Source organism: Sinorhizobium sp. NFACC03 (assembly GCF_900103435.1).
Taxonomy (GTDB): Bacteria; Pseudomonadota; Alphaproteobacteria; order Rhizobiales; family Rhizobiaceae; genus Ensifer.
The window spans coordinates 122,749-140,780 of record NZ_FMXF01000012.1; the positions used below are offsets into that span (position 1 = coordinate 122,749).

Consider the following 18,032-nt stretch of genomic DNA (forward strand, 5'->3'; position numbering starts at 1 on the left):
TAGCGCGGGCGAGTAGGCCATGGTTAGCGTTACGATCAATGGGCAAACACTGGAAGTCGAGGCCGGCTCGACTGTGTTGCAGGCGGCCCAGCGATTGGGCATCGAAATTCCGACCTTCTGCTACCTGAAGCGCCTGCCGCCGCTTGCCTCCTGCCGCATGTGTCTCATCGAGATCGAGGGGCTGCGGCGGCTACAGCCGTCCTGCGCCACGGCCGTCACTGAAGGCATGGTCGTGCGAACGGACACGCCGCTGATTGATGAAACGCGTTCTTCCATGCTGGACATGCTGCTCGCCAACCACCCGCTCGACTGTCCGATCTGCGACAAGGGTGGCGAATGTGAGCTTCAGGACATGGTGATGGCCTATGGTCCGGGGAAAAGCCGCTTTCATGATCCCAAGCGCGTCTTCCATTCTCGCGATATTCGCCTCAGTCCCGTCGTCATCATGAACGTCAACCGCTGCATCCAGTGCCAGCGCTGCGTGCGGATGTGTGAGGAGGTCGTCGGCGCGGTCGCCCTCGGCACCGTCGAGAAAGGCATGGATACGGCCGTCACCGGCTTCGAGGGCAGTCTCGCCAGTTGCGACCAGTGCGGCAACTGCATCGAAGTCTGTCCGGTCGGCGCGCTGATGAGTTTCCCCTATCGCTACAAGGCGCGGCCCTGGGACCTCGCCGAGGTCGACACGATCTGCCCGCATTGCGGCACCGGATGTCAATTGACGGTCGGCGCGCGCAAGGGCGAGTTCATGCGGGTCCGATCCAAGGAGGAACACGGCGTCAACCGCGAAACGCTCTGCGCACGCGGCCGGTTCGGCCTTGACTTCATCGAAGGCCACGACCGGATCAAACGACCAATGATCCGCCGCGATGGCGCGCTGGTTCCGGTTTCCTGGGACGAAGCAGGAGACTATCTGCGCCGGCGGCTGGCGGCGGTCGAAAGCAAGGCTTCTGGCGGCGTTGTCTCGCCGCGCCTGCCCAATGAGGTGCTCTATCAGTTCCAGAAGCTCATGCGTACGGTCTTCCGGACCAACAACATCGACTGCTCGTCGCGCTGGTCTACGCCCTTCGATGCGCTCGCCCCTTTGATGGCGAACTACACGCGTGCGCCGCTGCAGGAAGTGATCGGCGTCGACCGCGTGCTTGTCATCGGGGGCAACGTGACCGAGGAAAACCCGGTTACCGAGTATCTGCTGCGGGATGCCGCCCGGCGGCGCGGCACCCAACTGCTCATGCTCACAACGCGGCCGTCCCGTCTCGACGCCGATGCGGAGGCTGTGGTTCGCGTACCGCCCGGTGGCGAGGCAACGAGCCTTGCGTCCGTTGTCGCTGCACTTGCGGTGGCAGCAGGCGAGAAACTATCGAGTGACGTTCTTGCAGAGATCGGGGCAACGATCGGCGGCCCGGCAGCTCGCATTGGCGGCGACGGACCGGATCGCCTGGCCGCCGCGCTCAACGAAGACTGCACCGTCACCGTGCTCGTCGGTGTCGACCTCCTGAGATCGTCCGAAGCGCGGGTGGTGTTGCACCAGCTCAACAACCTCTTGCAACTGCTCCGCCTCCTCGGCAAGCCCCCAGCATTGCAGATCCTTTTCGACCGCGCCAACCAGATGGGCGCGTGGGATATGGGGGCTTTGGCGGGCGCCTTCCCGGGCCTGCAGACGGTCGCCGACGATACGGTGCGCAGCGCTCTTGCCCGGAACTGGGGCACCGAAATCCCTCAGGAGCCTGGTTCTGATCTCGACGCAATGCTGGATCTGTGCGTCGCTGGGCAGATGGGCGCCCTCTACCTTGTCGGGACCGACCCGCTGATCGCCTATCCCGACAGGGAGTTCGTGGCGCGGGCTCTTGGCGCCGCTGATCTGCTGATCGTGCAGGACAGTTTCCTTACGGAGACAGCCGCACTGGCCGAGGTTGTTTTGCCAGCGGCGGGTTACGGTGAAGAGCCCGGTAGCTTTACCAACAACGAGGGTCGCATCCAGCAGGTCCGCAAGTTCCGGGAACCGGTTTTCGAGGCGCGGGGCAATCTCGCTATCTTCGATCTTGTTGCAGCTTTGCGCGGCCAAACATTGCAGCATTCGACACACGTCGAGATTTTCGATGAGATCGCCCGGCTGCTTCCGGCCTATCAGGCGTTGACTTGGGCCGGGCTTGGCGCCGACGGTGCCTTCACCAAGGCGGGTCCGACACCACCCTTGGGCGCTTTTCACGCACCGCCAGCTGTTTTCCAGGCGAGCGACGGGCTCATGCTCGTCACCGGCAACTGCCTATTTCACAATGGCTATCTTTCGGAGCGCTCGGAGATTCTGAATACGGTTGCCAACGACCCCTATGTCGCGATGAGCGCTGAGGAAGCTGCGCAGCTTGGCCTTGCGGATGGTGATCAGGTTGTCGTTCGGTCAACCCGTGGCGAACTGAGCGCGCAGCTTAAGGTCGAAAAGCCGTTTCCCAAGGGGCTCGTCTTTATTCCCGAAAACTATCGGTCTCTTCGTCTCAACAGCTTGATGCAGCGGGGTGAATACCCGTGTCCGGTCGAGGTTCAAAAGGTGCAAGCCGCCCACGAAATCAAGGGCACGAACCGGATCTGGCGTGGAGCGTGAGGTTGGGCGCGAGGCACTGTTCCCTCCATTCTCGCCATTCGGCCGGCACGAAACCTCATCAGTGGTAACCGGCCCCGGCAATGTAATCGTGTAGGTGCCGCTCCGTGCGCTGCGCTTCGTCAAGCCGATGCTTGACCACATCGCCGATGCTGACGACGCCCACAATGGCCTCCTCCTCCATGACCAGCACGTGACGTGTCCGTCTCTGGGTCATGATCGACATCACCAGGGGTAACCCGTCGACAGCCGAGCAAATCGCCACGTTGCGGTTCATGATATCGGCGACCGGCATCAGCGCCGCCTCGGGCCCGTATTCCGCAAGTGCGTTGCAGCAGTCCCGTTCCGACAGCGTGCCCAGATACCTTCCGGGCGCGTGGCTGACGATCACGAAGCCGATATTGTTGTCACGAAAGAGCCGCAGGATCTCCACCATCGTCTGGTCGGGAGCGACCGCGATCACTCCAGCGCCCTTGTCTTTCACGATTTCACCGACAAGCATCTGAGCCTCCTATCTGCGCGCGCCGGTTTGATCGTTGCTCCTCACGTTCGCCGGATGTTGCGCCACCAGTTATAGCCATGCGGCTCGCTCGTCTCGACCAGCACGTCCTGTTCTGTATTCAGGCGTGCGGTGACGACGCCACCGCCGGTCATTGCCTTTCCAGGTTTACCAAGCAGATCGTCACGTCCGATCACCAGGTCACGTGACGAGAAACTCGAGAACTCATACTGCTGGCCAAGTGCGATAGCGTCCGCAGGGCAGGCGTCCTCGCACAGGCCGCAGAACAGGCACCGGGCGGTGTCGATCTCGAATTTTGCTGGGTGGCGGTTGCCCTTTTCGTCCTCATAAGGAACGACTTCGATGCAATCGCAGGGGCAGATGCGAGCGCAAAGTTCGCACGCGACGCATTTGATTTCGCCCTCTTCGTCCCGTTTCAGGAAGTGATGCCCGCGATAGCGCGAGTAGGGGAGCCATTTCTCCTTGTCCGGATACTGCATGGTCACCGGTTTGGAGAACATATAGCCAAAGGTCAGCGTAAAGGCGCTTGCCAGATCGGCAAAAAGCGCCCAGCCAATCCATGTTCCAGCTCTGTCGACTACGCGTGACATCGTCGCGCCGTTCTACAGCGGCGTGCGTCTATTCTAACGCAGGAGGGTCGCTGTAGTCCCTTCGATCGCTGCACGTACCTTCCTCGGATCGACACCGATCCAGGAACGCACGCGGAGGAGCCGCCATGGCCCCTAAGTGAAAGCAATACCAGTGATAATTATGTTCGCCATCGACAAAGGAAGCAAGACCTTCCATCCGATCGCCATCAGTTGGTCATAGCGATAGCGAGGCAAAGTGAAGCGGAACCACATAAAAACATAAATGAAGAATGCCACCTTGAGCCCAAACCAGAGAAGCGGTGGCAGCGGAAGCAGGATACCGTTCCAGCCGCCGAAAAACAGGATGACGGAGAGGACCGATACCAAGAGCACGATGACGTATTCGCTGACCATGAAGAGCGCGAAGCGGATACCGCTGTACTCGGTGTGGAACCCGGCGCCAAGATCCCCTTCCGCCTCGGCCAGGTCGAAGGGAATGCGCTGCGCTTCGGCCAAGCCCGCGACGAAGAAGACGAAGAACCCGATCGGCTGATAGACGATGTTCCAGAGATCGCTCTGGGCGCGCACGATGTCCACGAGGCTCATCGACTGTGCCAGCATGACGACGCCGATGACCGCGAAACCCATGGGGATTTCGTAGCTGATCATCTGCGCGCAGGTCCTGAGACTGCCTAGAACCGCGTATTTGCTGTTGGCGGCCCAGCCGCCGAAGATGACGCCATAGACCTCCAACCCGATCACCGCGAAGACGAAAAGCAGCGCCACGTTCAGGTTGGAAACGTAGAGTGTGATCTCAGCATTGAGCACTGAAACTGTCTCCCCGAAGGGGATCGCGATGAATACAACAAAGGGCGGAGCGAGCGCCAGGATCGGCGCGAGCTTAAACAGGAAGCGGTCAGCCTCTGCAGGGATGTGGTCTTCCTTCGTCAGAAGCTTGATACCGTCCGCCACCGGCTGCAGCAGCCCGTGCCACCCCACGCGCATGGGACCCATCCGCTGCTGCATATGGCCGGCAATCTTGCGTTCCAGCCAGGTCAGCGGCAAAGGCAAAAGAAGCAGCATTGCGATCAGCAACGCGATCTTGATGGCGATCAGGCCAAGAGCGAAGAGAAGTTCCATGTTCCGCGGCCAACTAGTCAACAGGCTGAAACACGACTGCACTTGGCCGAGCTTACCCGTTGAGCGCTTCGGTACTTCCGATTTCTCGATTCTCTCACGAAACGGCGGCTGTGGACAAGCTGCTCCTTCCAGCTCTGTGCTTGACGGCGAATGCCGAGATCCTCGCGGGACCCTTTGCGGGTGAACAACACCCAGACGAAGCCGGAACCCACCTGTTAAGGGTGAATGGCCTTATTGGCGGCATCGCGGAATGAAACGAGTCTCTGGCGTCTGTCATCCCACAGGACGAGCCTGACGCAGCGCAAGCTTTCCCAAAGAGTGATACGGCCGATATCCGCGAGTTGGGGGTGGTCGCGCAGAACTTCCGGCAATCTGTAGTAAGGGATCCTGCTCGACAGGTGATGCACGTGATGAATGCCGATATTGCCGGTCAGCCATCTCAGCACCAGCGGCAGGTCATAGTGGGATGCGCCGTGGAGGGCTGCCTGGGGAAACTGCCAATCCTCGCCGGCCGACCAGTGTGTCTCCTCAAACTGGTGCTGCACATAGAAGAGCCAGATGCCGGCGGCGCCCGCCAAGAGCACGATCGGCAGGTGGATCAAGAGGAAAGGCAGGAACCCAACCATCCAAGCCACGAAGGCGGCGCACACCAGGATCGCAGCGTTCGTCGCCATGGTGGAGACCCAGGGCAGGGCACCTCCCTTCATCATCCCGAAAGGCACACGCTGCTTAAGGAGAAAGAGCCAGGCAGGGCCGATGCCGAACATCACAAGCGGGTGCCGGTACAGGCGATAGCCCAGGCGTTTCATGGGTGAAAGTGCACGGTATTCCGAGATCGTGAGCGTGGTGATGTCGCCGGTACCCCGCTCGTCCAGATTTCCAGCCGAGGCGTGATGAGCGGCGTGCGCCCGGCGCCAGTAGTCGTAAGGCGTCAACGTAAGCACACCGATGACACGACCTGTCCAATCGTCAGGGCCGCGACGGGCGAAGAACGAACCGTGGCCGCAATCGTGCTGGATCATGAAAAGGCGTAGGAGGAAAGCTGCGGCGGGAATGATTGCGATCAGCCCGTACCAAAACCCATACGCGAGGGCAAAATAGGCGATGGCCCAGAAGCCGGCGAACGGCACGACTGTGACAAGAAGCTCCAAGGCGCTGCGCCCAAAGTGGGGCTGACGGTATTTCGCGAGGATCTTCAACCACGCTCGGGCATCATTTTCTACAAGTGATGCCGGTGAGTAGACATGTGTGTTCATCAAAACTGGTCCGTATTTCCTCGCCTCGCAAATAACCTGCCAGGCCTATGGCTTGCGCCGGAGTTTCAAGCGCAATGGTGGAGAGTGTCGGGCCCGACGAGCCATGCGCGCCGCATAACGGCGATCGCGCTCGGCCTCGTCGGTCAAAATGTCGTCATGGGTGCGCTTCTGGTGGCAAGGTGAATGTCGCGGGAGGGTGCCATAGCTTGCTGCGTGCCGGAACGTATCCTACGAAGTGGATGCGCAATGCAATAGCGTTGACCGCAATTATCTCCTGCAGGGCGGCGTTCGAAAAGCTAGCAAATCTGGGATCGCCACGCACCCCCGCGCGTGCCGGCCGGATCAGGTAGCCGAACGGATGAAAACGGAAGCTCCATAGATGAGCCACCGCCTTAATCAAAGCTGCCCACCGCCCGCCGTCGATAAGCCGATAACCTTGGCGTCATCAGCTGTGGCAGAGGCGGCATGCAAGTCGCCTCTGCTCCACTAGAGCTATTTCTGCTTCTTGCCTAGGCTGGGCGCGCTCGTGGCGAACTTGACCTGATTGCCCTGCGCGGAGGCGGCGGCGGCCGGTGCCACGGACTTGTCCTTTTTCGGCTTTCGAACTTCGCGATTGCTTCTTACTTGGCCTTTGGCCATCTGATCCTCCTGGATTTTCGGTTGATTGTGGGTTGCAGTATTTCAATGCTGCGACATGAGCGTGCCTTTGTGTCCACTCAGCAAGGACGGAACGTTCCGCCACGGAGGCAGGAAAGCCTTGGGCCTCGTGCTGCCGAACTGAACCGCTTGATACGGAGTGCGGCCGTCGTTTCACCTTTACAAATTTGCTGAAGCCGACCGCGTTCGCGGTATCCAAACCCGCTGACGTTGACGAGATTACGCGCGGTACTGTGCAGGTGAAGCTCGGAAGACACGCGGTCCTCCTTTCGTTGGGGCCAGGACACTAACGCCCCGAAGCAGCAGCGCCCTGAAAATGGCTACTGAAGATGAGAGCATGTGCTATTTGAAGGTCGTACGCAATGGCCCTTGTTCTCTCTTTGAACAGGCGGGTCGGCCCCAGACGCGCCCGCTGACATTGTTCACTTTTTACCATTTGTCTTCGTATTGCGCTCAGCTGAGTTCTTGGGCGAGTCCGATGAGAAGCCCTTCAGGTCCACGGATGTAGCAGAGCCGATACGCGTCCTTGTACTGGACTACTTCGCCTACGAGCTGCGCGCCGCGCTTGAGGAGCCTTTCAAGCGTGTCGTCGATGTCGTCCACGGCGAACATGACGCGGAGGTAGCCCAAGGCGTTGACCGGGGCGTTCCGGTGATCTGCGACCACGGGTGGCACGAGGAAGCGGGAGAGCTCGAGCCGGCTGTGGCCGTCCGGTGTGCGCATCATGGCAATCTCGACACGCTGATCACCCAGTCCGGTGACGCGGCCGGCCCATTCTCCTTCGATCGTTGCCTGGCCTTCGAGCTCGAGGCCGAGTTCGCGAAAGAAATCAATCGCCGCTGCCATGTCTTCGACGACGATTCTTACGTTGTCCATCCGCTTGAGCGATGTTTCCAATCTCCGGGGTGGCGTTCCAATCTACAAGGTGTCGCCTAGTCGAACAACGGACGCTTGAAATGCCCCGAACTTCGGCAGCCATCCAGGCCCGATCCACGATTGGAGAAACGCACCTCTCGGGACGTTAGCGAAAGCGGGAACTTTTCTTGTTTTGGTCAGCGAAAGAGAACGCTATCCCTGTAATCTATAAAAAAGATGTATTTAATAGCTTTATCTTGGTAACTGCGGTGGAACTCGGAACCCATGTCCTATCTGATTAGCCTTCTCGACAAGAGTCCCGTCGATCCGGGAAGGACGTCGACGGAAGCCCTGCATGCGACGGCCAGTCTTGCTGCGAAGGCGGAGGAGTGGGGTTATCACCGCTTCTGGGTTGCGGAGCACCATAACATAGCCGGCCTCGCGAGCTCCGCGCCGGAAACCTTGATCGCGTACCTCCTGGCGAAGACGTCGAAGATCCGCATCGGTTCCGGTGGCGTCATGCTGCAGCACTATAGTGCTTACAAGGTCGCCGAGACCTTCAACCTGCTTGCCAGTCTCGCGCCAAACCGGGTCGATCTCGGTGTGGGCAAGGCACCTGGTGGTTTTCCGTTCTCCACCAAAGCGTTGCAGGTCGGAGTTGACCCGGCATTGCGACCGAGCTTCCCCGAGCAATTGAGCGATCTCAATCGCTATCTGCTTTCGCAGGCTGGACCGGGAGCTGAGTTGCTGGCGACACCACTGCCGCCTGATGCGCCGGAACGGTTCCTCCTGGGGGCAAGCGTCGACAGCGCACTGCTTGCCGCGGAAAAGGGCTGGAAGCTTGTCTTTGCCGGCCATCTCAACGGCGATCCGGACAATCTGCAAAGAACCTTCGACGCCTATGATCGCGCAACGAAGGGCGAGCGGCCGCTCCTCGCTCTCGCAGCTTTCGCGGCCGAAAGCGAACAGCGGGCGCGCGAACGCGTTGCCGATCTGAAGATCTTCAAGGTGCTGCTTGCAAACGGCCAGAGCGTCAATGTCGGCAGTAAGGAGCAGGCAGCCGAATACGCCCGCCAGGCCGGCATCACCGATTACCGCATCGAGGAAAAGACGCCGAGCGTGCTCACCGGCACGCCGCGGCAGGTGCGCCGGGAGCTCGACGACTTGCATCGTCGCTACGGCGTCCAGGAATTCATCATCGATACGCCTTCGGTTGCTGCTTCCGAACGCTTCACCTCGATCGAACTCATTGCACGAGAACGACTGTCTCTCGCCGCCTGATCATTCCGGGAAGGAACTGTCATGACCAAGAAGAATGTGACTTTCGGTATCATGCTGCAGGGGCCGGGCGGGCACATGAACGCCTGGAAACACCCGAGCGGGCCGGCCGATGCCAGCGTCAATTTCGGCTTTTTCGTCGAAACGGCGCGCAAGGCGGAAGCCGCCGGCATCGCCTTCGCCTTCGTCGCTGACGGCCTCTACATCAACGAGCAGTCGATCCCGCATTTTCTCAATCGCTTTGAACCGCTGACGATCCTGTCTGCCCTTGCAGCTTCGACGTCGAAGATCGGTCTCGTCGGCACGGTTTCGACCTCCTACAGCGATCCGTTCACCATTGCCCGCCAGTTCGCTTCACTCGACCTGATCAGTGGTGGCCGCGCCGGCTGGAATGCGGTGACCTCACCGCTTGAAGGTTCGGGCCGCAACTACGGGCGCGAGCATCCGGAGCACGAGCTGCGCTACGAGATCGCCGACGAGTACCTCGATGCCATCAAGGGGCTCTGGGACAGTTGGGACGACGACGCCTTCGTACGCGACCGGGCAGCCGGCGTCTATGTGGACAAGACGAAGCTGCGCCGGCTCAACCACAAGGGGCGGTTCTTCCGGATCGAGGGGCCGCTCAATATCGAACGCTCCAGACAGGGACAGCCGGTCGTGTTCCAGGCGGGAGCCTCGGATTCCGGTATCCGCCTTGCCGGCAAACACGCCGATGCGGTGTTCACCAATGGCGGCCCGATCGAGGACGCGAAGGCCTTCTACAAGCAGGTCAAGCAAAGTGCGGTGGCTCAAGGGCGCAGCACCTCCGAGATAGGCATCTTCCCGGGTATCGGCCCAATCGTGGGGGCGACTGCCGAGGAAGCCGAGGCGAAGTACCGTGCCATTCGCGATCTGGTGACGATCGAGGAGGCGCTTCTCTATCTCGGCCGCTTCTTCGACCACCACGACTTCAGCGCCTATCACCTGGACGCGCCGTTCCCCGACATCGGCGACATCGGCAAGAACAGTTTCCGGGCAACGACCGACCGCATCAAGAAGACGGCGCGGGAGACAGGGGCGACCCTGCGCGAGATCGCGCTCGATGTCGCAACGCCAAGGACCGCCTTCATCGGCACGGCCGAGCATATCGCCGACGAGATCATCCGCTGGATCGAAGAGGATGCCGCCGACGGCTTCATTCTCGGTTTCCCGGTGATCGCCGAAGGGCTCGCCGATTTCGCCGAACATGTGCTGCCGCTGCTTGAGCGCCGCGGCTACTTCAAGCGCGAGCTCGAAGGCGAAACGCTGCGCGACCACCTCGGGCTCTCCTACCGCGAGAGCCGCTACGCCGCGCCGGCCCCGGATATCGAACGGGGAAGGGCAGTCGGAGCCTGATGTTATCGCTGGAGGCGCGCACATGAACCTCATTCTCACCGACACCCAGAGGTCCGCCGCGGTCGAGCGAGGCCTTGCCGCCTTTCTCGATGAGATCGTCGCCATTCGCCATGACCTGCACCAGCATCCGGAGCTTGCCTTTCAGGAGAAGCGCACCAGCGGCCTCGTCGCCGATCTGCTTACCTCCTGGGGTTATGAGGTCAGCCGCGGCATCGCCGGCACGGGCATCGTCGCAACAGTTCGGCGCGGAAGCCGCGAGAAGGTGATCGGTCTTCGCGCCGACATGGATGCGCTGCCGATCGAGGAGGCGACCGGGCTAACCTATGCCAGCCGCCACAAGGGCGTCATGCACGCCTGCGGTCATGACGGGCACACGGCGATCCTGCTCGCCGCCGCGCGCTTTCTGGCGGCCGAGGGCCGTTTCGATGGCACGCTGCGGCTGATCTTCCAGCCGGCTGAGGAAATCGGCGCCGGCGCCCGCAAGATGCTGTCGGAAGGGCTGTTCGAGCGGTTCCCGGTCGATGCGGTCTTCGGCCTGCACAATTGGCCGGGCGTGCCCGCCGGCCGCTTCGGCTTCGTTGCCGGCGCTGCAATGGCCTCCGTCGATCAGGCGAATATCACGGTCGTCGGCAAGGGCGGCCATGGCGCCGAGCCGCATCTGACGATTGATCCGGTACTGGCGACGGCATCGCTGATCACGGCCCTGCAGAGCCTCGTTTCGCGCAATGTCGACCCGCAGGACATGGCTGTCGTCACAGTCGGCTCCATTCATGGCGGCCAGGCATCAAACGTCATTCCCGAGAACGTCTCGCTGAGGCTGACCTTGCGTGCCTTCAATGGCGAGGTTCGCCGTCTGCTCGGCGAACGTGTCCAGGCGTTGGCACGGGCGCAGGCCGAAAGCTTTGGCGCCACCGCAAATGTCGACTACAGGCTGGGCTTCCCGGCGCTCGTCAACCACCGGCGCGAAACGGATTTCGCTCGCAACGTCGCGCTTAAGGCCCTTGGCCCCGAAGCGGTCATAACCGACTTCAAGCCGCGCACCGCCAGCGAGGACTTCGCGTTCTTCCTGGAAGAGAAGGCGGGCAACTACGCCTTCGTCGGCAACGGCAACAGCGCCTCCCTTCACAGCGCTCAATACGATTTCAACGACGCGATCATTGCGCCAGCCGCCCGCTACTGGATCCGGCTGGTGGAAACCTTTCTCGCATGACGACCATGGGATGGCGAAAGACATGAGCGACACGTTTCTCTACACCACGCCCCTCGACCCGCGCGCCAAGCCGCTGATCGACGAACTGATCGTGGAATATGACAGCCGCTACGGTAACTACTTCAGCGAAGAAGGGGCGGCGGCCGAAATGAACCGCTATCCGGCAGAGGCCTTTGCCCCGCCGCACGGCAATTTCGTACTGCTGATCCGCGACGGCGAAACCATCGGCGGGGGCGCCTTCAAGTACTATGACGACCACACCGCCGAGTTCAAGCGCATCTGGACCCGGTCCGATCTGCGGCGCCAAGGCCTGGCGCGCAAGGTGCTCTTTGAGCTCGAGGCGCAGGCGGCGCGGCAAGGCTATTCGCGCATCTATCTGACGACCGGATTTCGCCAACCCGAAGCGGTCGGCCTCTATCTCGCCAACGGCTATACCGCGCTCTTTGACGTCGATGCCGATCCGGAGATCTACAAGACGCTGCCTTTCGAGAAGGACGTCACCCACCTCGTCACGACGCTTGCGTTTCTCGGCGAAGTGCCGCCCTCCCATCCCCAGGCCGCAAGCCACGCCTGACCCCGAGCGATCGCGCCGGTCGCAAGTCCGGCCGCCAACCGACTTTCAAGAGAGGATCCAACATGGCAGTTCTGAGCGATCTCGCCGGCGCGCCCGGTGTCAGCCGGACCAGCGAGCCCAATCCGGGCTATGCGCACTATCGCATCGTCCCGGCACGCCATCCGGGCCGCGCGCTCGGCACGCTGTTTGCGGCGCTCGTGATTGCCGGCGTGTTCTATTCGGTCTTAACCAATCCGCGCTGGGGCTGGCCGGTTTTTGCCGAATGGTTCTTCGCCGAGCCGGTGCTCGCAGGTCTCGGCCGGACCCTGCTGTTGACGGCGCTCGCCACCGTCTCGGGCTCGTTCCTCGGAACCGCGTTGGCGCTTGCCCGCGTGTCGAAGTCGCCGCTGCTTGCCAGTCTTTCCTTCGGCTATATCTGGCTGCTGCGCTCCATCCCGCTGATCGTTCTGCTGCTGGTGCTCAACAATCTCGGTTACCTCTACGAGACGATCGCGATCGGCGTGCCGTTCACCGATACCGTCTGGCTGAACTATCCGACGACACAGCTGCTGACGCCCTTTGCCGCCGCCTTCCTCGGTCTCACGCTCAATCAATCGGCCTTCTTTGCCGAGATCGTGCGCGGCGGCATTCTCGCCGTCGACCAGGGACAACACGAGGCCGCCGCGGCTCTTGGCCTTCCGCGCCGCCGCCAGGCCTTTCGCATCGTGCTGCCGCAGGCCATGCGCTCGATCCTGCCGACCGGCTTCAACGAGATCATCGGCCTCGCCAAGGGCACCTCGATGGTCTACGTGCTGGCGCTACCGGAGCTCTTTTATACAGTGCAGGTCATCTATCGCCGCAATCTTGAGGTCATTCCGCTCCTGATGGTCGCGACCGTTTGGTACCTGGTGATCATGACCGGCCTTTCGATCGCCCAGCACTACATCGAGCGCTATTATTCGAGAGGTGCGGTGCGCAATCCGGTGCCACTCCCGTTTGAGGCACTCGCCGCGCGCTTCCGCCGGCCTCTACCCGAGGTCGTGGTCCAGCCAGTCGCAGCGGCAAAGGTCGGCTTTCGCGATGCGCAGGTCCTGCGCTCAGGCGGCGCGGTGCGTGTGCACGGCATATCCAAGAGCTTCGGGCCGCTGAAGGTGCTCGACCGGGTCGAGCTGAACCTGCCGGCCGGCAGCGTGACAGCGATCCTCGGACCGTCCGGTTCGGGCAAGTCCACGCTCCTGCGCGCCATCAATCATCTCGAGCGCGTCGACGACGGTTTCATAGCGATCGACGACGAACTCGTCGGCTACAGCCAGAAGGGCGACACGCTCTACGAACTGAAGGAAAAGGACATTCTGAAGCGGCGTGCCGACATCGGCATGGTGTTCCAGAACTTCAATCTTTTCCCGCACCTGACCGTGCTTGAAAACCTGATTGAGGCGCCCATTCACGTGCGCGGTCTCAGCCGGGATGACGCGGTGCGCCTCGCTCGGGATCTGCTGGAGCGCGTCGGATTGAGCGACAAGATCAACGCCTATCCGCGTCAGCTCTCCGGCGGACAGCAGCAGCGCGTCGCGATTGCCCGTGCGCTGGCGCTACGCCCGAAGGTACTGCTCTTCGATGAGCCGACGTCGGCTCTCGATCCGGAGCTCGTCGGCGAAGTGCTCGACGTCATCAAGGAACTGGCCCGCACCGGCACGACGCTTGTCATCGTCACCCATGAAACCGGCTTTGCCCGCGAGGTCGCCGACACCGTGATCTTCATGGAGGCGGGGCGCGTGCTCGAGGCCGGACCGCCGGCGCAGATCTTCGCCGAAGCAAGCCATCCGCGCACCCGCGAATTCCTCGCGCGCGTTCTCTGAAAAGCTGTCCGCTATTTCCCGATGGGGAAGCTTTGCCATCGACAACCACCAATGATTGAAATGGAGAGGACTATGACAATACTCGACACTGCAACGTTGCTTCTGGCCGGTGCCGTCACTGCCGTGACCCTCGGTTTGGGCCCCGTCCAGGCCCAGGAAAAATTCGATCTCAGCCCCGACACCTCCAATCGCGTCCGGGCGGAGAAGAACGAAGCCGCGATCAAGGCGATCGCTCCCGACTTCAAGTTCGTCAATCCGGGCAAGTTTACCGTCGCCGTCAATCCCTGGGATCCGCCGATTGCCACTTACGCATCGGACTCGAAAACGGTTGTCGGCGCCGATCCGGATATCGCCTCGCTGCTCGCCGACAGCTTCGGTCTTGAGCTCGAACTCGTGCCCGTCGCCTGGGCCGATTGGCCGCTCGGCGTCAGCTCCGGTAAGTACGACGCCGTGATCAGCAACGTCACGGTGACCGAGGAGCGCAAGGAGAAGTTCGATTTCTCCACCTATCGCAAGGACGTGCTCGGCTTCTTCGTCAAGTCCGATAGCAAGATCAATGAGATCAAGGAACCGAAGGACGTCGCCGGGCTGAAGGTGATCACCGGTGCCGGCACCAACCAGGAGAAGATCATCCTGGAATGGGACCGGCAGAACGTCGCAGCCGGGCTGAAGCCGATCGAGGTGCAATATTACGACGACCGCGCCGCCGGTGATCTGGCGCTGCAGTCGGGCCGGGCCGATGTCGAGTTCAACCCGAACGCGACGCGTGCCTATGCAGCGTCGATCAAGAACGACACCAAGGTCGTCGGCATCGTCAGCGGCGGCTGGCCGCTGACGGCCGAGATCGCCGTCACCACCCGCAAGGGCGGTGGCCTCGCCGATGCCGTCACCGTCGCGCTCAACGAACTCATCAAAAGCGGCAAATATGGCGAGGTGCTGAAGCGCTGGAGCCTGGGTGCCGAGGCGGTCGACAAGGCCCAGACCAACCCGCCAGGCCTGCCGAAGAGCGGTTCCTGATCCAGCCTCGCTGGATCGACGGCGCTGCCGCCGGTCCAGCTTCTGCATTTCACCTGGAGACCAACAGCATGAACGGCACGACCCGATTTCGCATTCTTCTCGCCGCCGCGGCGGCCCTCCTTCATGTCGGCTCGACGCAGGCCGACACTGGCTTTGATCTCAGCCCCGAACAACCCGGCCGCGTCCATGCCGTTCGAAACGAAACGGCAGTCGCGGCCATTCCCGCCGACTTCAAGTTCGTGACACCGGGCAAGTTCACGGTCGCCGTCAGCCCCGGCGGCCCGCCGCTTGCCACCTACGCTACCGACGCGCGCACGGTCATTGGGGCCGATCCGGAATATGCCGGCGCGATTGCCAACAGCTTAGGTCTCGAGCTTGAGCTCGTCCCGGTCGCCTGGATCGACTGGCCGCTGGGGCTGACGTCCGGCAAGTACGATGCCGTGATCTCCAATGTCGGGGTCACCGAGCAGCGCAAGGAGAAGTTCGACTTCTCGACCTATCGGCAGGGGCTGCACGGCTTCTTCGTCAAATCCGATAGCGGCATCACTTCGATCAAGGAACCGAAGGATGCGGCGGGTCTCAGGATCATCGTCGGCGCCGGCACCAACCAGGAGCGCATTCTCCTGAAATGGAGCGACGAGAACGTCGCAGCGGGGCTGAAGCCGCTGGAGCTGCAATATTACGACGACGAGGCGACGAGCCTCGTGGCGCTCGCTTCCGGGCGTGCCGACGTCATCGTCCAGCCGCATGCGCAGCTCGTGTTCATCGCCGCGCGAGACAACAACATCAAGCGTGTCGGTACGCTGAGCGCCGGCTGGCCGGAGCGTTCGGACGTGGCGATCACAACGCGCAAGGGCAGTGGGCTCGCCAACGCTCTGACGATCGCCACCAACGGTCTGATTGCGGATGGCACCTATGGCAAGGTTCTGGAACGCTGGCACCTCCGGGAGGAGGCTTTGCCGAAGTCCGAGACCAACCCACCCGGTCTTCCGAAATTCTAAGGAGCCTTGGCGTGACGCGGAACAAGATATCGATCAGCCATATTGGCTTCCTGAGCCCGGGCAACTACCCGGCGGAGGACCCGTTGGATGGGCTAGAGAAGACCTTGGCGCTGCTGCAGTATGGCGAGGCGCTCGGTTTTGCCAGCGCCTGGGTGCGCCAGCGACACCTCGAACCCGGGATATCGTCGGCCGCCGCCTTTCTCGCGGCGGCGACGCAAAGGACGAACCGCATCGAGCTTGGCACTGCCGTCATCCCGATTGGCTACGAAAGCCCGTACCGGCTGGCAGAGGATCTCTCGACCGTCGATGTGCTCTCACGCGGTCGTCTAAACATCGGCCTCAGCGCCGGACGTCCGCTGCATGCCGATCTGATCGGCCGCCTTGTCTTCGACGATGGCTGGGAAGGTTTCGACTTCACGCACGCTCGTGTGCTACGCTTCGTCCAAAATCTGCGCAGTCGCCCGATCGGCGACGAAAACACCTTCATCAAGACGCCGTTTGGCCCGCAGCGGCCCCGGCTCCAGCCCCACGCCAAGGGACTGACGGAGCGGATCTGGTACGGCGGCGGCTCGTTGAAGTCTGCCGGATGGGCAGGGCGCAATGATCTCAATCTCCTGATCGGCAATGTCACGACCGGGGAAGGGACCGACGATTTCTTCCTCGCGCAGCAGCGCCAGCTCGAGACCTATCGCGCGGCGGGCGGTACGGAAAGGAGGGTCGCGCTTGGCCGGGTCATTGTTCCGCTGGATGGTGCGGACGCGAAAACGCGCAAGCGCTATCTTGACTACGCGGACGGACGCACCGAGCGAACGCTGGCGCCGCAGGGCGATCGGCGCACGCTTTATGCCCGCGACCTCGTCGGAACTTCGGATGAAATCCTTGCACGGTTGTTTGCAGACCCGATCCTGCCGCATGTCCGCGAACTCAGGCTCGAACTCCCCTACGAATTCGAGGACGAGGACTACCGCCAGATCGTCCATGACTTTGTTGCTCTCATTGCTCCGGAGCTCGGGTGGTCGCCGGCCGACCAGAAAGCGGCCTAGAAACGAGGGGCCTCCGAGATGAGGCCTCGCAAAACAGCGCGTTCGATCCCGACCGGCGCCCCGACATACCGGAGACATTGATCGACGTTATCAGCATCTTGGCGTTGGCACTCGATCGCCAGCAGACTTCCTAAAGCCAGCCAGACCTTTTGAAACGCCAATACAGGATGGCGCACAGCGTGACGATAACGCCGAGGACGGCAAAGTAGCCGTAGCGCGTCGCAAGCTCGGGCATGTTTTCGAAGTTCATCCCGTAGATGCCGGCAATGGCTGTCGGCACGGCGAGGATTGCCGCCCAGGCCGCAAGCTGCCGAGTAATGGTGCCCTGGCGCTGCTGCTCCAGGAGATTGGAGGCCTCGAACACGGACGTCATCACCTCGCGAAGGCCGCCGACCAACCCCTCAACGCGCCTCACATGGTCATACACATCCTTGAAGAAGGGTTTCGCATTGTCGTCGATGCAAGGGAGTTCGAGGTGGCTGAGCTTTCCTGCCACTTCCCCCATGGGTCCGAGGACTCGCTGAAAGCGGATCACTTGGCGACGCATGCGGAAGATGCGCCGGATTTGCTCCGGCTGCAGCAGCGACACGAGAACATGCTTCTCAAGCTCCAGAACCTTGTCCTCGAGCGTCTCGACCACCGGCAGGTAGCCGTCGACAACGAAGTCAATGATGCCGTGGAGGACGTAGTCGGGACCGTGTTCGAGAAGCCGTGGGGAATGCTCGAGTTGCAGGCGCAGTTCCTTATGGGAGCGGGCTGAACCATGGCGAACCGAAATCAGGTGGTGCTTTCCCACAAAGATGCAGGTTTCGCCGTAGGCAATCTTGTCACCCTCAAGATGGGCCGTCTTGGCGACAACGAACAACTGGTCTCCGTAGATGTCCACCTTCGGTACTTGATTGCCGTTGAGGGCGTCCTCAACCGCCAAAGGATGAAGGCCGAACATTGCCTGAAGGCTCGCCATCTCCTCGGTGGAGGGATCCGTCAGGCCGATCCAGGCAAACTCGCCGTCTGACGCCTCGAATGGCTGGGCAGCAAGGGGCACTTCTTCGGCGCGCTTGCCCAAACGATACAGATAGGAGGCGACGACTGTCATTTAAGCTTTCC

The 18,032-nt window shown here is 61.7% G+C and carries 16 protein-coding genes; 9 read left to right on the forward strand and 7 right to left on the reverse strand.

The window, feature by feature from the left end:
• Positions 1 to 19: 19 nt before the first annotated feature.
• Entirely contained in the window at positions 20 to 2,596 is a 2,577-nt protein-coding gene (gene nuoG / locus BLU35_RS16940) for an NADH-quinone oxidoreductase subunit NuoG (RefSeq protein ID WP_093233819.1), read from the forward strand.
• Between the two features lie 58 nt (positions 2,597 to 2,654).
• On the opposite strand, the gene BLU35_RS16945 is transcribed toward nuoG, so the two are convergent.
• From BLU35_RS16945 to BLU35_RS16965, 6 genes are all read right to left on the reverse strand, one after another.
• Positions 2,655 to 3,095, reverse strand: coding sequence for a CBS domain-containing protein (locus BLU35_RS16945; RefSeq protein ID WP_093233820.1), 441 nt, complete (start codon positions 3,093 to 3,095; stop codon positions 2,655 to 2,657).
• A gap of 41 nt (positions 3,096 to 3,136) precedes the next feature.
• Positions 3,137 to 3,703, reverse strand: a complete 567-nt coding sequence (locus BLU35_RS16950; protein WP_093233821.1) for an NADH-quinone oxidoreductase subunit I — start codon at positions 3,701 to 3,703, stop codon at positions 3,137 to 3,139.
• Between the two features lie 132 nt (positions 3,704 to 3,835).
• Entirely contained in the window at positions 3,836 to 4,822 is a 987-nt protein-coding gene (gene nuoH / locus BLU35_RS16955; RefSeq protein WP_093233822.1) for an NADH-quinone oxidoreductase subunit NuoH, read from the reverse strand.
• A 215-nt stretch (positions 4,823 to 5,037) separates the two neighbouring features.
• Positions 5,038 to 6,078 carry a fatty acid desaturase gene (locus BLU35_RS16960; RefSeq protein ID WP_093233823.1) on the reverse strand — a complete coding sequence of 347 codons (1,041 nt, stop codon included), beginning with the start codon at positions 6,076 to 6,078 and terminating at the stop codon, positions 5,038 to 5,040.
• A gap of 492 nt (positions 6,079 to 6,570) precedes the next feature.
• Complete coding sequence (locus tag BLU35_RS35660) at positions 6,571 to 6,717, reverse strand: hypothetical protein (protein WP_176907297.1); 147 nt, start codon at positions 6,715 to 6,717, stop codon at positions 6,571 to 6,573.
• A 471-nt stretch (positions 6,718 to 7,188) separates the two neighbouring features.
• Positions 7,189 to 7,611 carry a VOC family protein gene (locus BLU35_RS16965; RefSeq protein ID WP_093233824.1) on the reverse strand — a complete coding sequence of 141 codons (423 nt, stop codon included), beginning with the start codon at positions 7,609 to 7,611 and terminating at the stop codon, positions 7,189 to 7,191.
• A gap of 264 nt (positions 7,612 to 7,875) precedes the next feature.
• Here BLU35_RS16965 and BLU35_RS16970 point away from each other — a divergent pair, with 264 nt between their 5' ends.
• The 8 genes from BLU35_RS16970 to BLU35_RS17005 all read left to right on the forward strand — a co-directional run bounded on the left by BLU35_RS16970 (position 7,876) and on the right by BLU35_RS17005 (position 16,925).
• Complete coding sequence (locus tag BLU35_RS16970) at positions 7,876 to 8,871, forward strand: MsnO8 family LLM class oxidoreductase (RefSeq protein ID WP_093233825.1); 996 nt, start codon at positions 7,876 to 7,878, stop codon at positions 8,869 to 8,871.
• Positions 8,872 to 8,892: 21 nt separating this feature from the next.
• Entirely contained in the window at positions 8,893 to 10,242 is a 1,350-nt protein-coding gene (locus BLU35_RS16975; RefSeq protein WP_093233826.1) for an LLM class flavin-dependent oxidoreductase, read from the forward strand.
• Between the two features lie 22 nt (positions 10,243 to 10,264).
• Positions 10,265 to 11,452 carry a M20 aminoacylase family protein gene (locus tag BLU35_RS16980; RefSeq protein ID WP_093233827.1) on the forward strand — a complete coding sequence of 396 codons (1,188 nt, stop codon included), beginning with the start codon at positions 10,265 to 10,267 and terminating at the stop codon, positions 11,450 to 11,452.
• Between the two features lie 10 nt (positions 11,453 to 11,462).
• The gene (locus BLU35_RS16985; protein ID WP_093233828.1) at positions 11,463 to 12,026 is read left to right on the forward strand and encodes a GNAT family N-acetyltransferase; all 564 of its coding nucleotides are present in this window, start codon (positions 11,463 to 11,465) and stop codon (positions 12,024 to 12,026) included.
• A 62-nt stretch (positions 12,027 to 12,088) separates the two neighbouring features.
• The gene (locus BLU35_RS16990) at positions 12,089 to 13,864 is read left to right on the forward strand and encodes an amino acid ABC transporter permease/ATP-binding protein (RefSeq protein WP_093233829.1); all 1,776 of its coding nucleotides are present in this window, start codon (positions 12,089 to 12,091) and stop codon (positions 13,862 to 13,864) included.
• Between the two features lie 72 nt (positions 13,865 to 13,936).
• Positions 13,937 to 14,881, forward strand: a complete 945-nt coding sequence (locus BLU35_RS16995; protein ID WP_093233830.1) for an ABC transporter substrate-binding protein — start codon at positions 13,937 to 13,939, stop codon at positions 14,879 to 14,881.
• A 68-nt stretch (positions 14,882 to 14,949) separates the two neighbouring features.
• Positions 14,950 to 15,882 carry an ABC transporter substrate-binding protein gene (locus tag BLU35_RS17000; protein ID WP_093233831.1) on the forward strand — a complete coding sequence of 311 codons (933 nt, stop codon included), beginning with the start codon at positions 14,950 to 14,952 and terminating at the stop codon, positions 15,880 to 15,882.
• Positions 15,883 to 15,893: 11 nt separating this feature from the next.
• Positions 15,894 to 16,925, forward strand: a complete 1,032-nt coding sequence (locus tag BLU35_RS17005; RefSeq protein ID WP_093233832.1) for an LLM class flavin-dependent oxidoreductase — start codon at positions 15,894 to 15,896, stop codon at positions 16,923 to 16,925.
• A 130-nt stretch (positions 16,926 to 17,055) separates the two neighbouring features.
• On the opposite strand, the gene BLU35_RS17010 is transcribed toward BLU35_RS17005, so the two are convergent.
• Positions 17,056 to 18,021, reverse strand: a complete 966-nt coding sequence (locus tag BLU35_RS17010) for a magnesium and cobalt transport protein CorA (protein WP_093233833.1) — start codon at positions 18,019 to 18,021, stop codon at positions 17,056 to 17,058.
• Positions 18,022 to 18,032: the final 11 nt, after the last annotated feature.

What these genes read in the sequence shown, in the direction of transcription:
- BLU35_RS16985 (WP_093233828.1), top strand. Translation starts at nt 11,463, where the DNA reads ATGGCGAAAGACATGAGCGACACGTTTCTCTACACCACGCCCCTCGAC.
- BLU35_RS16945 (WP_093233820.1), bottom strand. Translation starts at nt 3,095, where the DNA reads ATGCTTGTCGGTGAAATCGTGAAAGACAAGGGCGCTGGAGTGATCGCG.
- BLU35_RS16950 (WP_093233821.1), bottom strand. Translation starts at nt 3,703, where the DNA reads ATGTCACGCGTAGTCGACAGAGCTGGAACATGGATTGGCTGGGCGCTT.
- BLU35_RS35660 (WP_176907297.1), bottom strand. Translation starts at nt 6,717, where the DNA reads ATGGCCAAAGGCCAAGTAAGAAGCAATCGCGAAGTTCGAAAGCCGAAA.
- BLU35_RS16980 (WP_093233827.1), top strand. Translation starts at nt 10,265, where the DNA reads ATGAACCTCATTCTCACCGACACCCAGAGGTCCGCCGCGGTCGAGCGA.
- BLU35_RS16965 (WP_093233824.1), bottom strand. Translation starts at nt 7,611, where the DNA reads ATGGACAACGTAAGAATCGTCGTCGAAGACATGGCAGCGGCGATTGAT.
- BLU35_RS16970 (WP_093233825.1), top strand. Translation starts at nt 7,876, where the DNA reads ATGTCCTATCTGATTAGCCTTCTCGACAAGAGTCCCGTCGATCCGGGA.
- BLU35_RS17010 (WP_093233833.1), bottom strand. Translation starts at nt 18,021, where the DNA reads ATGACAGTCGTCGCCTCCTATCTGTATCGTTTGGGCAAGCGCGCCGAA.
- nuoH (WP_093233822.1), bottom strand. Translation starts at nt 4,822, where the DNA reads ATGGAACTTCTCTTCGCTCTTGGCCTGATCGCCATCAAGATCGCGTTG.
- BLU35_RS16995 (WP_093233830.1), top strand. Translation starts at nt 13,937, where the DNA reads ATGACAATACTCGACACTGCAACGTTGCTTCTGGCCGGTGCCGTCACT.
- BLU35_RS17000 (WP_093233831.1), top strand. Translation starts at nt 14,950, where the DNA reads ATGAACGGCACGACCCGATTTCGCATTCTTCTCGCCGCCGCGGCGGCC.
- BLU35_RS16990 (WP_093233829.1), top strand. Translation starts at nt 12,089, where the DNA reads ATGGCAGTTCTGAGCGATCTCGCCGGCGCGCCCGGTGTCAGCCGGACC.
- nuoG (WP_093233819.1), top strand. Translation starts at nt 20, where the DNA reads ATGGTTAGCGTTACGATCAATGGGCAAACACTGGAAGTCGAGGCCGGC.
- BLU35_RS16960 (WP_093233823.1), bottom strand. Translation starts at nt 6,078, where the DNA reads ATGAACACACATGTCTACTCACCGGCATCACTTGTAGAAAATGATGCC.
- BLU35_RS16975 (WP_093233826.1), top strand. Translation starts at nt 8,893, where the DNA reads ATGACCAAGAAGAATGTGACTTTCGGTATCATGCTGCAGGGGCCGGGC.